Here is a 14,435-nt window from a genome sequence, read left to right as displayed (position 1 = left end):
GCAAGAACTTTTGCTGATGTTTGTCATTATTCACTCTTTTCTGTGTACAAAGTGGGTTCTTTCTGCTTTTTGACGAGGATAACATCCGATCCAATCGTCACAATACTTTCCCATGGTATCACCACTTCTTCTTCCCTGCCGAAAAGCCCCATCATTTTCCCTTTCAATCCGATTACAAGAAACGTAATCCTTCCGTGATCTACATCGATTTCCAAATCGGTAATGTTGCCAAGTCTTTTGCCGTCATCTACAACAATCACATCTTTGATCTGCAGTTCTGAAAGTGTGATCATGCTTACACCTGCCTTTTCTATCTACTATATGCAAGTAAAGGGCATGTTTTTCGGAAAAATTGACTGTTTGTCTTATCTCTTTTTTTCTAAACATGTAATCACCAAACCACAAATTTAGACAGCAACAAAACATTGAAAGAAATTTCAAACAAAAAAATCATCAGCAATTTAGATTTTTGCTGATGATTTTCTCAATATTTGGGTTAGTGAAAAAAGACCCTGTTTCGTAAAGATTATAGCTTGTACATTACAAGGCCGATATGCTTATTCAAACATTTCTTTGTTCATTTCCTGAATGGCAGCTTTCTCGAGCCGGGAAACCTGCGCTTGAGAAATACCGATTTCTTCTGCTACCTCCATTTGTGTCTTCCCTTGAAAAAAACGCTTGTTCAGAATCATTTTTTCTCTTTCATTCAATCGTTGCATACCTTCTTTCAACGAAAGATTATCCAGCCAGGTGCTGTCCTTATCCTTATTATCACTTAATTGATCCATCACAAAGATCGGATCACCGCCATCATTATAAATCGGCTCGAACAAAGAGACAGGATCCTGGATGGCATCCATGGCAAAAACAATTTCAGAGTGCGAAATCCCCATTTCTTCGGCGATTTCCATTGGTGTCGGTTCTTTTGAAGTTTTGCTTATCAATTTTTCTCTTACTTGTAGCGCTTTATAAGCTATATCGCGCAAAGACCTTGATACCCGAATCGGGTTGTTGTCTCTTAAGTATCTTCTGATTTCCCCGATAATCATCGGTACTGCATAAGTTGAAAATTTTACATTTTGGCCAAGGTCGAAGTTATCTATGGATTTCATCAAGCCGATACAACCCACTTGAAATAAATCATCCCCATATTCACCGCGGTTATTGAACCGTTGAATGACGCTTAAGACTAACCGTAAATTGCCGTTGACCAGTTCTTCCCTGGCAGCAAGATCTCCTGCCTGCATTTTCTTGAAAAGAATCCGCATTTCATCATTTTTCAGAACAGGTAATGTTGATGTGTCTACTCCGCAAATTTCTACTTTATGTCTTGTCATGTGCCTTACCCTCCCTGTTGGAGATGCTATTCATGGAACAGTATCTCCCCAGAGAGGATTTTTATGCAGTCCGCTCAGTGGCCAAAAGTGCCGGATAGCGTTTTAGTACAACGCTCCCAAAGCTTCAGACCATTTTATTAAATTCTTTCTTCAACCTGCTGATAATTTTCTTTTCCAGACGAGAAATATACGATTGAGATATTCCAAGCATATCTGCCACATCTTTTTGTGTTTTTTCTTCTTCCCCTATAAGACCAAACCTCAATTCCATGATTTGTTTTTCACGTTCATTTAGTTGTTCCAGGGCACTTCGGAGTAAGTTCTTGTCTACATTGGCATCCAGATCCTTGGTGGTAATATCTTCATCCGTCCCAAGAACATCAGATAACAAAAGTTCATTGCCATCCCAGTCGATGTTCAGTGGTTCATCAAAAGAAATTTCCGTTTTCAGTTTATTATTCCGGCGCAAATACATGAGTATTTCATTTTCTATGCAGCGGGAAGCATATGTAGCAAGTTTTATCTTTTTTTCCGGATTGAAAGTGTTGACAGCTTTAATGAGGCCGATAGTCCCGATACTGATCAAGTCTTCAATATTGATACCGGTATTTTCAAATTTTCTTGCAATATAAACGACAAGTCGTAAGTTCCGTTCAATGAGCATTGCCCTTGCTGCTTTATCTCCAACGGGCAGCCGTTTTAACAGCTCGTGTTCTTCTTCCTTGCTGAGCGGAGGCGGTAGCGCCTCATTACCACCAATATAGTAAACTTCTTTAGACTTTACTCGAAGTTTGATAAGTAGTTTATACCACCACAATTGCAGCTTCAACTTCCATTTCCCCATCTGTATCCTCTCCTTTTTACGATATTTAAGCAGATGTTGCTGTTGAATATTTAAGAATGCCAGGATGCAGGAGACAGTGATAACTGCCATCTGTCGCAAGACTTCCAAACTGCATGCCAATAAGTATCCTGCTTGTGACAATTTGCTTATTTTCATAATACGTGTCGATTAATTCCGGCCTGAAGACAAGCATGAATGTACTCCTGCCACCGACACCCTGATATGGGACCAGGCGTAATTTGTCCTCCCAGGCCTCAGGAAGCTTCTCTAACTGCAGGTTTTCCTGCACATCCTGAAAAGCAGCAATTTCTTCTTCACTAAACCAATGAAGTAGCAGAGATTGTTCGCAAATAATGACTGGCTCCCTGGTTACCGGATCAACAAGCGAATTTCCACTATCCATGTAACCCGTAGTTGATACTCTTTTCCCACGGAACGTTAATGTGATAGGGAAAATATGGCCCATTTGCAGTTTATCGAATGCGTGCTTGTCCATACGGTTCTTTGTAAACCACCAGACACAAGGAAAGCCAAATAATACAAAAAGCCAGCTTACCTGGTCTCCGAAACCAGTCTTAAATGTTAGCAATCCGCTTGAGGATGCAATTACCTGTTGCCCAATCAAAAAGTGAAGAGCAATCAAACTACCTCCAAGAATAAACGAAACAAAGTAGAACCATACCAGACAAGTTCGAAACGAACTGGCATTATACCAGCCAAATGCAGTCCATACGATCAACAGGGAATAAAGCCCTTTACCCCACCAAGCAGAAAGAAAAGAATCCGGGTAATAAATAGTAAGTGGGACAAGAAAGGAAGCAACAAGAGCACCTAGAATAAGCCGTAAACGATTATGCGGTTTTTTGGCTATATAATGGGTTAATAATAAAATCATCCAATCCAACATAAAGTTCAAAAGCCATACGGCATCTAAATAGATTGTCACGTTTACTCTTCCTTTCAATCTACCAATCAGGACTTGTAGCAAGTATAACGAACTGGAAAATAGAAGTCTGTCATTTCTTGAACCATAAAAACAACTTATTTTCAGAATTTATCAGTGATTTTGTCAAAATAATTTCTTTAAAACAGCAAAAAAGATGGGGATCTTCTGTTTAAAGGACAAAAGCGCAAGCGCCTGTTTAAAGGAGTACAGGCTAGAGCCGCCACGTCCTGTGGCAACGCCTGCATGACCCACATCGTTTGGGCCACCGACAAGCTTAAGAACAGCTCGGCGTGGCGCTTTTTGCCACACAGAGGGGGGGCTTAAGACCTTGAGGGGGGGAGGCACTGGCGCTGGAGCTGGACGTGGCTGTTTCAGCCAATAATGATCCACAGACAGTCAAATTTATCTTTTCCTATACAGACATAAAAAAACCCTTCAAGCATACAACTTGAAGGGTTTTAGGTAATACTTATCTTCTGCGATTTCTATTGCGTAAAAATGTAGGAATATCCAGCGTATCCTCTTCCTGTTTTACCTGCTGGCCTTGCACAGGGCTTTCACGGCGAGGTTCTTCTTTTCGTTTTTCACCGCCGGCAGGCTGCGCCTGATTGTTGACCGCAGGACGTTGTTTTGGTTGATTGGCTTTCAACTGCGATTCATCAAAGCCAGTTGCAATAACGGTCACAACGATTTCATCTTTTAATTCCTCATTTATTACCGAACCGAAAATAACGTTAACTTCCTGATCCGCAGCAGAAGTAACTAAGTCGGCTGCTTCTTGTACTTCGTACAGGCTTAAATTCGCTCCCCCGGTAATATTCATGAGTACTCCATGAGCACCATCGATAGATGTCTCAAGCAGCGGAGAAGAAATGGCCTTTTTTGCGGCTTCAGTAGCTCTATTTTCACCTGTTGCCACACCGATCCCCATTAAAGCAGACCCTTTGTCGTACATGATCGTTTTGACATCGGCAAAGTCAACATTGATCAGCCCCGGTTTGGCAATTAAGTCGGAAATACCTTGAACACCTTGGCGAAGGACATTATCTGCTTCTCTGAATGCTTCCAACATCGGTGTATTCTTGTCGACAATTTCCAATAAACGGTCGTTTGGAATCACGATTAACGTATCGACATTACTTTTCAACGCATCTATCCCACTAACTGCCTGTGTAGAACGTCTCCGGCCCTCAAAACTGAAGGGGCGTGTCACAACACCGACAGTCAATGCACCGATTTCCTTAGCTACCTGAGCGATCACCGGGGCTGCTCCAGTTCCAGTTCCACCGCCCATACCAGCAGTTACAAACACCATGTCGGCACCCTGAAGGACTTCTTCTAACTGTTCCTTGCTTTCTTCTGCTGCCTTTCTTCCTACTTCCGGATTGGCACCAGCTCCCAGCCCGCGAGTCAATTTCGAGCCTATCTGCATCTTTACTTCTGCTTTTGATAAGTTCAACGCCTGGGCATCCGTGTTGACAGCGATGAATTCTACACCTTCCACTCCATGCTCGATCATACGGTTGACCGCGTTGCTTCCGCCGCCGCCTACACCGATTACTTTGATCGTTGCAAGCTGGTCCATATTTGTATCAAACTCTAACATATTCGTTCCTCCTATTTTGCAAGATTACAAGATTCATCGAAGTTATAGATTCTGTAAGGGAACGCTTGTTTAATCAAAGAAGTATTTAAACAAATTAGCGATTCCGGATTCTTTTTTATTGTTAGACGATGTATCCTTTTGCTTTACTGCCCGTTTCTGTTTCGTCTGCTTAGGTATATCATGTTCAGCTGGCTGAACCGAAGCAGAAATCTCTTTTCCTTGTATTTTCGCATTGTTGTAGGCAAACTTCAAGATACCAACGCCACAGGTATATTGCGATTCTCTTACACCTATGTAGTCTGGTATAGCAATGCGAACGTTGGATTGGTATACATCCTGGGCAAGTTCCAATGCACCTGGAATGCTGATTGTTCCGCCGGTTAGCACATATCCGCCTGCCAGCTCTCTGTATCCCTTTTTTCTGATTTCTCTTTCGGCATATGCATAAATTTCTTCTAGTCTAGCTTCAATCATATCAGAAATCTGCAGTTGATTAAATGTTTGTTTTTGATTGCTGCCGATAATTGTGGTATCAAACGTTTCCTCTTCTCGTGCGTCATCAAAAAAAGCATGTCCATAATTCAATTTAATTTGTTCGGCTTCCTCAGAAGAAGTACGGAGTCCAATGGACAAGTCCTTGGTTATATTGTCTCCGCCCAACGCAATGACACTTGTGGCTACTAAATGGTCATTTTCAAATATAGAAACCGTTGTGCTTCCGCCGCCTACATCAATCAATGCCACTCCCAGATTCTTTTCATCTTTGGAAAGTGCAATGGAACCGGCAGCCAACGGTTGTAGACAAATATCAAGCACTTCGAGGTTGGCTCTTTCCACGCATTTCAAAATATTATGTAACAAAGTCCTTGAGCAAGTAATGATCGTTCCTTCCATTTCCAACCTAACGCCTATCATTCCCCGCGGATCATTTATTTCATCCAGCCCATCTACGATGAACTGTTTTGGTACTACATCAATGATCTCTCTTTCGGGAGGGATCGAAATTACTTGTGCTGCGTCAATTACTCTGCCGATGTCTTCATTGCCTATTTCCCTATTTTCACTTGAAACTGCAACTACTCCATGGCATGGCTGCAATTGAATATGGTTGCCATTAATGCCGACAACGACCCGGTCAATATGCATATCTACCATTCGTTCTGCTTGCTCAACAGCCGTTTTTATCGATTGCACCGTTTGATCTATATCGACGATGGCACCTTTTTTCATTCCATTGGATGCTGCTGTACCGACACCTATTATATTCAAGGAATCGTTAAGCACTTCCCCTATTATTACTTTGATTTTCGATGTACCTATATCCAGGCTGACTAATATTTCACTGTTGTTCAAAGAAAGGCACCTCCCAGTCTAAAACATTTTGAATAGTTCACATCTTATCGAATATTTTTATTTTTTACAAAGAAAATAAGCTCTCCTATTAAGTAAAACATTTCTTGTCAGTAAAGTATATGGAAATTTTAAGCTATATGGCGACTGTTATCAATAAAAATTATCAATAAAATAAAAATCAGCATGTTAAGGTGGCGGCAACCATCCAGGTAGCCAACTTAGCTTATATTCCCCTTCTTCAGTGAAGATAAACTCGTTTAACTACTACCATATTCTACAGATAGCAGCGAATTCCTGTTATTTTCTTCGCCACTTTGCCAATTTCTTTGAAATATACTTTTTATCGATGACAAATCGTCTGATTGCTGCGATATTTTGAAACAACCGTACTCCGAATGCAAAAACGGCAGCCAAATACAAATCAATCCCCAACTGGACACCTATAAACGCAAGAAGCGCAGCGAGTAAAGTATTAAAGAAGAAACCGCTCAAAAAAACTTTTTCATCGAACTTTCCCTCTAAGTAAGCCCTTATTCCACCGAAAAGTGTATCAAAAGCAGCCAATACAGCAATAGACAGATAATCCACGTATATTTCAGGAATGCGGATATCTGTGAGCAATCCCAATCCTACTCCGATAATCAAAAATAATACAGGAAGCCACATTATTCCTCACCTGTTTCTTCCAACACTCGCATGGATTTGATTTGGACAGGTTCCTGATATCCAGTTAAGTGGACCTGTTTTTCATATCTCAATTCCATATCGAGATTTTCTATGGCAAAGTCGTCTTTGGAGCGGCTAACTTCCATATAATCCTTTAGCTTTTCAGGATTGGCCGCCAACACTTTTATCTTCAGTGGAACAGAAGGCAATGGATGGTTATTGACATATGTTTCTCCATTGACCGAGCGTACCGGTGTTACATCGACAATCCGCTCATTCGCTACTTGAATGTCTGTCGCACCGTATGTGTTCAGCTCGTTGATAAGGCGGTTGAGCAAATCCGGAGCAATGGAAGGGTATGTTTGCCCAATCTCTTTTTCTACGAAGATTGGGGAAATATCGATAATGATTCCCGGTTGTTGTAAATCCGTCAACCCCGCTTCGCTCCTTAATTTTTCCAATGAATCCTTTAACGTCTGAACCTTTTCAGATTCTGAAGTCGCATCATACTGATCGATTGTCTGTTCTGCATCCCTGATTTGTTGATATAGATTCTGCTGGAGCTTCTGTTCTTCTTGCAGCTGGGACCTAACTTCCCATAAATCTCTTGTATCCCGCACGTCGGGTTTCCGATTTGCTTGAAATTGAATGGCAACCATAAGCCCGATCAGGCCAAAAACAAGGGAAATAATTAATTTGTGTTTGAATTTCACTGTTATCCCCTTTCCTGGTCGACTCTAGCACTCATCTGGATGTTTTCCATTTTTTCCATCTCTACTTCAATATTGTCATTGATCAATTCATCCACAAGGCCATCGGTTAAATTAATGCTTGAGTACAGGACTTCCTGGTCCCCGATTGCCGAAATGGAAAAGGGAGCCGGATGGGTAACCCCATCTACAGAAATAACCGGGCCAACACAATTTATAAAACTGTCGCGAAATACGCGTTGGCCATTAATCGAAACAGCTTCTGCTCCCGCACTAAGTAATTCGTTTACTACACGATGAATGTGGCGTTCATGAACAATATATTGATTGGCATTTTCTTCTGAAGGTACATAATCGGCATCGCTTAAGGTTATCCGGACGCCTTTTCCGATAACAGGAAGCTCTCCGGTAATCATTTGTAATTCCAATTTACGATCGACATAATTGTCGATTTTTTCGGTTTGTCCGCCCAATTCCTCTTCAAGTTTTTGTATTTCTTTTCGTTTGTTTTCCAACTCCTGTTTCAACTCCAGATTTTTTTCTTCTAGATTAATCAGCTGTTGCCGGTAGTAATAATCCTTTTCCCACTCCTGATCATTGACTTGTACCACCTTCGAGTCCTGCTTGGTATTTTCGTAACTAATAGCTACTAAGAAACCGGAAACGAGTAAAACCAATGACAGAATGACGTGCCTACCTCTCAGCTTCATCCTGATCACCTTCTTCTGTATCTTCCTCTTCTTCCTCTTTTTGATAGGATTCAAAGTAAGCTCCCACTCCGATATGAATGATTCCCTCACTTCCAGGCTCCAATTGCGCCACGATGGAAGGATAAGCTTTCATTTTCGCAGAAAAGTTACGAATCGTTCCTTCAACTTCATAGCCGTCATTCATAAAAAGGATGATTTTATAAGGATTTTCCTCTGTCGGTTCCCAATTGATTTCCGAAATTAACCCAACGATGCTCGTGGGCAGACGCTGGAGTTCTTTCGTCATTTCCTGCAAATACGTCTCCTTTGTGAATCCGGACAATAGAGGAGCATCTCCCTTTGCTGTTTTCATTTTTTCCTGCTTGAGGCTTTTCCCATTCTCCAAAACCGGATAATAGGCCCCGTCTTCCATGACGTATCCTACCCTGTTATATTCCTTTATTTCTATTTGGATAGTTGTCGGAAATCGCCTTTCCACTTCTGCTTTTCTGATGACCGGATGTTCTTGAATTTTGTCGCTTACAGCTTGTTTGTCCACATTCCAAAAGTTGTTTTTGGTCGACAACCCACTTAACGTTTTTACTTCTTGGCTGTCTATGTACTGGTTTCCATTTATGACAACATGACGAACTTGACTTAATGGAGATTGCAAGTAGACTACTATGGAAATCAAAACAAAGAAAATAGAAAGATAAAAAATCAATCGGCGGTTCGCTTTTTTCTTTCGTGCTTGTTTCAGCTTCGGTATTCGGTCTTCTATGGACACTACTTTTTTTTGACTCATTTTTTATCTTCCTTTTCAGTTTAAAGATGCGTTGATGAACCATATAAATCGAGGTTTTAAAACTGAAACATAAACAAACGACATTTGGTATGCCGTTACGGTTGTTTCTGTTAAAATTATATCACATTTTCCGGATGCTTCGTCATGTTTTAAGGTGATACTTTCGTCGCAATTCCGCTACTTCACCCAATACACCCTTAATCTCACCTCATTCAATTTGTAGTTGTAAGAAAGAAGTTGATAGAAACCTGCGACATAACCCTGCTGTTTCTTCCTCCTAGTCTTAACAGAATGAGTACTAATCCAACGCTGCGGAAAGCAGGGTATTTCCGTAGCGCCGAACTCCCACTCAATAAATCCAAGAAGTTAGGAAGGAGTATAAAACAATGTCGCAGGTTATATTTTTTGCGGTTGAAAAGCTTGTACAAAAAACAGGGCGATTTAGCAGGTAGTCCAATTACTGGTTAGAATAAATGTGAACACTGTCCCGAGCGATGTTTTCATCAAATAATAAGAGGCCGAATCACATCGGATTCGACCTCTTACTTTGCAAGTTGATTAAAAATCAATACTTTGCGTACCGGCTGATATTTAATAAAATCCCCATAGAACATAAAGTCAACGTCAGCGATGAACCTCCATAACTTAGAAAAGGAAGCGTAATACCTGTAACTGGAATCAGACCGATTACAACACTGACATTGATCATGATTTGGAGGGTAACCATCCCGACAATCCCTAATCCAAGCAAACTTCCGAATGTATCAGGTGCCGCCAATGAAATGCGGATTCCACGCCATAAAAACACGCCGAACAGCATGATCAGAAATGTCCCTCCGATAAAACCAAGTTCTTCTGCGACAATGGCAAAAATGAAATCATTATGTGGTTCGGGTAGATAAAAAAACTTTTGCAGACTTTGCCCGAGTCCTAATCCCATCAAACCACCCGGACCAATCGCATATAAAGATTGAATAATTTGAAAGCCATTCCCCAAAGGATCTTCCCACGGATTTAAAAAAGCGGTAATCCGGTTGATCCTGTAGGGAGCCGACAAAATCAAACCGAGAAATCCTGCAATACCAAGTATTCCCAGACCTAAAAAATGTGTGATTTTCGCTCCTGCTACAAACAACATGACAAAACAGGTCAGTACAAGGACGACACCCGTCCCTAAGTCTGGCTGCAACATGATCAGCCCGAAAGCAGTAAATATCAGCAGTAATGCAGGGAGAAAACCTTTTTTGAAAGAAGTGATGTATTTTTGATTGCTTGCCAAATAAGTCGATAAAAATATAATCAACCCAAGTTTCATAAATTCAGAAGGCTGAATGCTGAACGCTCCAACTCCGATCCAGCTTCTAGCTCCTCCCCTTACCAGTCCCACGCCAGGGATCAACACAGCCAACAACAAAACAAAACAGATAAAAAGCAATGGTTTGGCATATTTCTGCCAAGAAGAATAAGGCACGTTCATGACTACCAACATTGCTGCAATACCCGATCCGGCAAATAGCAACTGTCGTTTCACAAAGAAAAAGCCATCATCAAATTTATATTCTCCCCAGATTGCAGAAGCACTGTAAACCATGACCACACCTATTGTGAGCAGAGTTAAAATCGTTATTACCAACAGATAATCCGGAGAATCTTTTGCATCATTCACCCATTTTTTAGCCAAAAAAACACCCCCAATTCCCTTTCGTACACGGTAATGGGGGTGAGTAGTCCAAGCCCCCTACTCTAATGTATGCACAGCTTGCATAAACATGTCTCCTCTTTCCTCGAAAGTGCGGTATTGATCCCAGCTTGCACAAGCAGGTGATAACAAAATCACATCTTCCTCCAAGGAAAGCTGATAAGCTTTGCGGGCAGCCTCTTCTACGTTTTTTGCATATTCAATTGTTTTAATTCCTGCGTCGCTCGCCGTTTCGGCTATTTTATCTGCCGTCTCTCCAAAAACGATGACCGCCTTGACAAATTCCAATGAAGGGATTAAATCAGCAAAAGAGCCGCCTCGGTCCAGCCCCCCTGCTAATAAAATGGTCGGCTGGCTGAAGGAAGACAACGCTTTGCTGGTTGCCAGTATATTGGTAGCTTTGGAATCATTGTAAAATAAACGTCCATTTACGTTGCTGACGAACTGAAGCCGGTGTTTAACACCAGTAAACGTATTCAGCACTTGTCTGATTCCTTCATTATCAGCTCCGCTTAATTTGGCCGCACTGACAGCTGCCATGATATTTTCGAGATTGTGGCTGCCGACAAGTACGATGTCCTTTAAGGAGATGACCGTTTCCGTTTTAAAATATAAATACTTGTCATCGCACCAGGCGCCATCCGGCATTTTTTTTGTTTTGGAAAAAGGTACTTTCTCTGCAGCAGAATGAGCTGCGATATCTGCAATCTCGTTGTCATCCGCATTAAATACGATAAAATCATCTTCGGTTTGATTCTTCATAATGCCAGCTTTCGCTTGTTTGTAATTCTCGAACGATTTATGGTAATCCAAGTGGGCCTCAAATAGATTGAGCAAGACCGAAATCTTTGGTTTGAACTTGTCTATCCCCAATAACTGAAAAGACGATAGTTCAATAACCATCCATTCATCTTCGGCCATGTTCCGGGCGACTTCACAAGAGACATTACCGATATTCCCAGCAAGTTGGGTTTTACAGCCACTTTGGTTGAGCATTTCGTAAATCAATGTTGTGGTCGTTGTTTTTCCATTGGAGCCCGTTATCCCAATAATGGAATCATTTACGAGTCTTCCAGCCAATTCCACTTCCGTGATAATCGGAATCTTCCTGTTTTCAGCTTCTCTGACAACGGGATTCTCGTAAGGAATGCCCGGGTTTTTCACTAACAACTCAACACCTTCCAGTACAGAAAGCGGATGTCCACCAGTTACTACTTCAATTCCTAAACCTGTCAATTCTTGTACCTGATCACTGTCTTGATCAGCTTTTAAATCATTTACCCGTACTTCCTTCCCACTTTCATGGAGCAATTTAGCTGCAGCGGTGCCGCTTTTAGCAAGTCCGAGTACAAGAATTTTTTCATAAGGAAAATTAATCAATGTTTTCAAAATGACCACACCTCGATATAAACCCCGAGTGCTGCAAATACAAGTCCCACCAGCCAAAACGTCGTTACCACCCGCCACTCAGACCATCCCATCAACTCATAATGATGGTGTAAGGGGCTCATTTTGAACACCCGTTTACCTGTTGTTTTAAAAGATATAACTTGAATAATGACAGAAAGTGTTTCAATGACAAAAACACCGCCAATAACGATCAGCAGAATTTCCATCTTTGTAAGAATGGCTATCGCTCCAATAGCTCCCCCGAGTGCTAGCGATCCGGTATCGCCCATGAATACTTTCGCAGGATGCGCATTGAAGACCAAAAAACCGAGCAAAGCTCCGACTACTGCCAAAGAAAATATAGTTACTTCGAATTGCGTAAACCCATACCATGCAAGAATACCAAAAGCACCGAAAGCTATAGCTGCTGTTCCTGCCAGCAAGCCGTCGAGCCCATCAGTTAAATTCACGGCGTTGGAAGAACCAACCAGTATGACTATAATTAAGATTGCATAAGCCCAGCCCAGTTCCCATTGAATATTTGTACCTGGGATTTGAATATAAGTAGGGAAATCGTTCGCTTTCAAAATAAAGTAAAAAACCAAAGAAATAATAATCTGTCCAGCCATCTTCTGTTTGGAAGTCAATCCAAGATTTCTTTTCATTGCCACCTTGATAAAATCGTCCAGAAAACCGAGCAGACCGAAGCCTAGTAATACGATTAGCAGTAATACAATTTGGAAGCCGAATGGGTGCGGATTAAATTTGCCGATCATCACCAGAGTCGTGATAGCTACACTGAGGAGAATCATAAGCCCCCCCATTGTCGGTGTTCCAGTCTTTTTCATATGGGATTTCGGACCTTCTTCTCTAATACTTTGTCCAAACTTTAATCTACGTAAGAATGGGATAAATACTGGAGAAATCAGGACGGTTATCAGAAAAGATATTGCCATGGTCATTAGTAATACATATTCATTCACAGTTATTTCCTCCTTTATTGCAAAAACCCGCCCATTTAGTTCTTTCTAGTTATTGATTAGCAATGTCTTTGAGCATCGTTTCCAGCTTCATGCCTCTGGATGCCTTTAATAGGACAAGGGTGCCATCATCCAACAGTGGCAGGAGAGCAGTTGTCAAATCATCCAGCGAATCGAAGTGCTGGACCAGACGAAGTTCATTTTGTTTCGCATCCGAAATTTCACGCGCATTGCTGCCGACTGTAAACAGTACATCGATTTCCTGATTAATGGCAGCAGCGACTTGCCGATGGAGAGCAGACGCCTGCTCGCCCAGCTCAAAGATATCTCCTAGTACCAGCACTTTCCTTTGATACCCTGTTAATTGCTGAACCACACTGATCGAGGCTTTCATTGAGGTAGGAGAAGCATTATATGCATCATTGATAATCGTCGACTGATTCCTTCCGCTCATAAATTCAAAACGCATACCGGTCAATTCAAGATTCGACAAGGAAGACTTGATATATTGTTCCGGAATAGCTAATTGATCAGCGATAGCAATCGCAAATAATGCATTCTTAACATTATGTTCTCCAAGCATATTTAATTCATATGCAATTTGTCCATTAAACCGAAAAGTGATTTTGTCGGAATACATACGAATCTGATCGGCTGTTATCTGATTGTCGGGTTGAAAACCACACCCGATAACATCCTCTCTTTGCTTCAAAGGGGACAGCAGCGCTTCATCACCGTCAATAAATAGACGGCCATCCGATTTCAATCCAGCCAAAATCTCCGATTTAGCCTGAGCGATTCCTTCCCTTGAACCCAAATACTCAATATGTGATTCTCCGATATTCGTAATCACCGCATAATCCGGTTCGGCTATTTTAGACAGCAATTCAATTTCGCCAAATCCGCTCATGCCCATTTCCAACACGAGCACCTCTGTTTGTGGCGGCATCGACAATATGGTCAATGGTACACCTATATGATTGTTAAGGTTTCCCTTTGTCCGATGGGTACGATAGTAAGAAGCCGTTACTGTTCCAACAAGGTCTTTGGTTGTCGTTTTTCCGTTAGAACCAGTAATTCCAATAACGGTCGGATTGATTCGTTTACGATATTCGCGGGCAAGCAGTTGCAATCCCTCCAGCGTATCATCCACATAAAACACCGGGAAGCCGGCAGGCAGGAATTCAGGAAGTTCCCTGTCTTTTGCCCATAATATTGCAACCGCCCCATTATCAAAAGCTCCCTTTAAAAAATCATGCCCATCGAAGGACTCCCCAACCAAGGGGATGAATAACGATTTATGGCTTTGTCTGCGGCTGTCTGTGATCACCTCATTTATTTCAATGCTATCCTGAACAGCGCCTTTGTAATCATCAAACACATCCGCCAAAAATTCGGTGGTAAACAACAT

The 14,435-nt window shown here is 41.6% G+C and carries 14 protein-coding genes; all 14 read right to left on the bottom strand.

The features are described from left to right. Positions 1-26: 26 nt before the first annotated feature. Positions 27-293: a YlmC/YmxH family sporulation protein gene (locus ERJ70_RS08575; RefSeq protein ID WP_209368612.1), complete on the bottom strand. Its 267-nt coding sequence runs from the start codon at positions 291-293 to the stop codon at positions 27-29. A gap of 264 nt (positions 294-557) precedes the next feature. Then, on the bottom strand, positions 558-1,337 hold the full coding sequence (sigG, locus tag ERJ70_RS08570; RefSeq protein ID WP_026771388.1) for an RNA polymerase sporulation sigma factor SigG: 780 nt from the start codon (positions 1,335-1,337) through the stop codon (positions 558-560). A gap of 124 nt (positions 1,338-1,461) precedes the next feature. Continuing rightward, positions 1,462-2,181 carry an RNA polymerase sporulation sigma factor SigE gene (gene sigE / locus ERJ70_RS08565; protein WP_209368611.1) on the bottom strand — a complete coding sequence of 240 codons (720 nt, stop codon included), beginning with the start codon at positions 2,179-2,181 and terminating at the stop codon, positions 1,462-1,464. 25 nt (positions 2,182-2,206) lie between these two features. After that, positions 2,207-3,127 carry a sigma-E processing peptidase SpoIIGA gene (gene spoIIGA, locus ERJ70_RS08560; protein ID WP_209368610.1) on the bottom strand — a complete coding sequence of 307 codons (921 nt, stop codon included), beginning with the start codon at positions 3,125-3,127 and terminating at the stop codon, positions 2,207-2,209. Positions 3,128-3,596: 469 nt separating this feature from the next. After that, positions 3,597-4,733: a cell division protein FtsZ gene (gene ftsZ, locus ERJ70_RS08555; RefSeq protein WP_209368609.1), complete on the bottom strand. Its 1,137-nt coding sequence runs from the start codon at positions 4,731-4,733 to the stop codon at positions 3,597-3,599. 69 nt (positions 4,734-4,802) lie between these two features. Then, on the bottom strand, positions 4,803-6,086 hold the full coding sequence (gene ftsA, locus ERJ70_RS08550) for a cell division protein FtsA (RefSeq protein ID WP_209368608.1): 1,284 nt from the start codon (positions 6,084-6,086) through the stop codon (positions 4,803-4,805). A gap of 297 nt (positions 6,087-6,383) precedes the next feature. Next, entirely contained in the window at positions 6,384-6,752 is a 369-nt protein-coding gene (locus ERJ70_RS08545; protein ID WP_209368607.1) for a small basic family protein, read from the bottom strand. Beyond that, a complete protein-coding gene (locus tag ERJ70_RS08540; protein WP_209368606.1) occupies positions 6,752-7,465 on the bottom strand; it encodes a DUF881 domain-containing protein in 714 nt (237 codons plus the stop codon). Before ERJ70_RS08540 ends, ERJ70_RS08545 begins: the two co-directional genes overlap by 1 nt. 2 nt (positions 7,466-7,467) lie before the next feature. Continuing rightward, positions 7,468-8,172, bottom strand: a complete 705-nt coding sequence (locus ERJ70_RS08535; protein ID WP_245208156.1) for a DUF881 domain-containing protein — start codon at positions 8,170-8,172, stop codon at positions 7,468-7,470. Then, complete coding sequence (locus ERJ70_RS08530; protein WP_209368604.1) at positions 8,156-8,956, bottom strand: cell division protein FtsQ/DivIB; 801 nt, start codon at positions 8,954-8,956, stop codon at positions 8,156-8,158. Before ERJ70_RS08530 ends, ERJ70_RS08535 begins: the two co-directional genes overlap by 17 nt. Before the next feature lie 565 nt (positions 8,957-9,521). Then, positions 9,522-10,622, bottom strand: coding sequence for a stage V sporulation protein E (gene spoVE, locus ERJ70_RS08525; RefSeq protein ID WP_209369231.1), 1,101 nt, complete (start codon positions 10,620-10,622; stop codon positions 9,522-9,524). Between the two features lie 72 nt (positions 10,623-10,694). Further along, a complete protein-coding gene (murD, locus tag ERJ70_RS08520) occupies positions 10,695-12,044 on the bottom strand; it encodes a UDP-N-acetylmuramoyl-L-alanine--D-glutamate ligase (protein WP_209368602.1) in 1,350 nt (449 codons plus the stop codon). Next, positions 12,041-13,006: a phospho-N-acetylmuramoyl-pentapeptide-transferase gene (gene mraY / locus ERJ70_RS08515; protein WP_374099811.1), complete on the bottom strand. Its 966-nt coding sequence runs from the start codon at positions 13,004-13,006 to the stop codon at positions 12,041-12,043. The genes murD and mraY overlap by 4 nt, the downstream gene beginning before the upstream one ends. Positions 13,007-13,076: 70 nt before the next feature. Further along, positions 13,077-14,435: a UDP-N-acetylmuramoyl-tripeptide--D-alanyl-D-alanine ligase gene (locus ERJ70_RS08510; RefSeq protein WP_209368600.1), complete on the bottom strand. Its 1,359-nt coding sequence runs from the start codon at positions 14,433-14,435 to the stop codon at positions 13,077-13,079.

It is taken from the genome of Sediminibacillus dalangtanensis (assembly GCF_017792025.1).
In the GTDB taxonomy this organism is placed as follows: Bacteria; Bacillota; Bacilli; order Bacillales; family Amphibacillaceae; genus Sediminibacillus; species Sediminibacillus dalangtanensis.
Note: the sequence above shows the minus strand (reverse complement) of the source record. Positions and strands in the feature narration are given on the sequence as shown.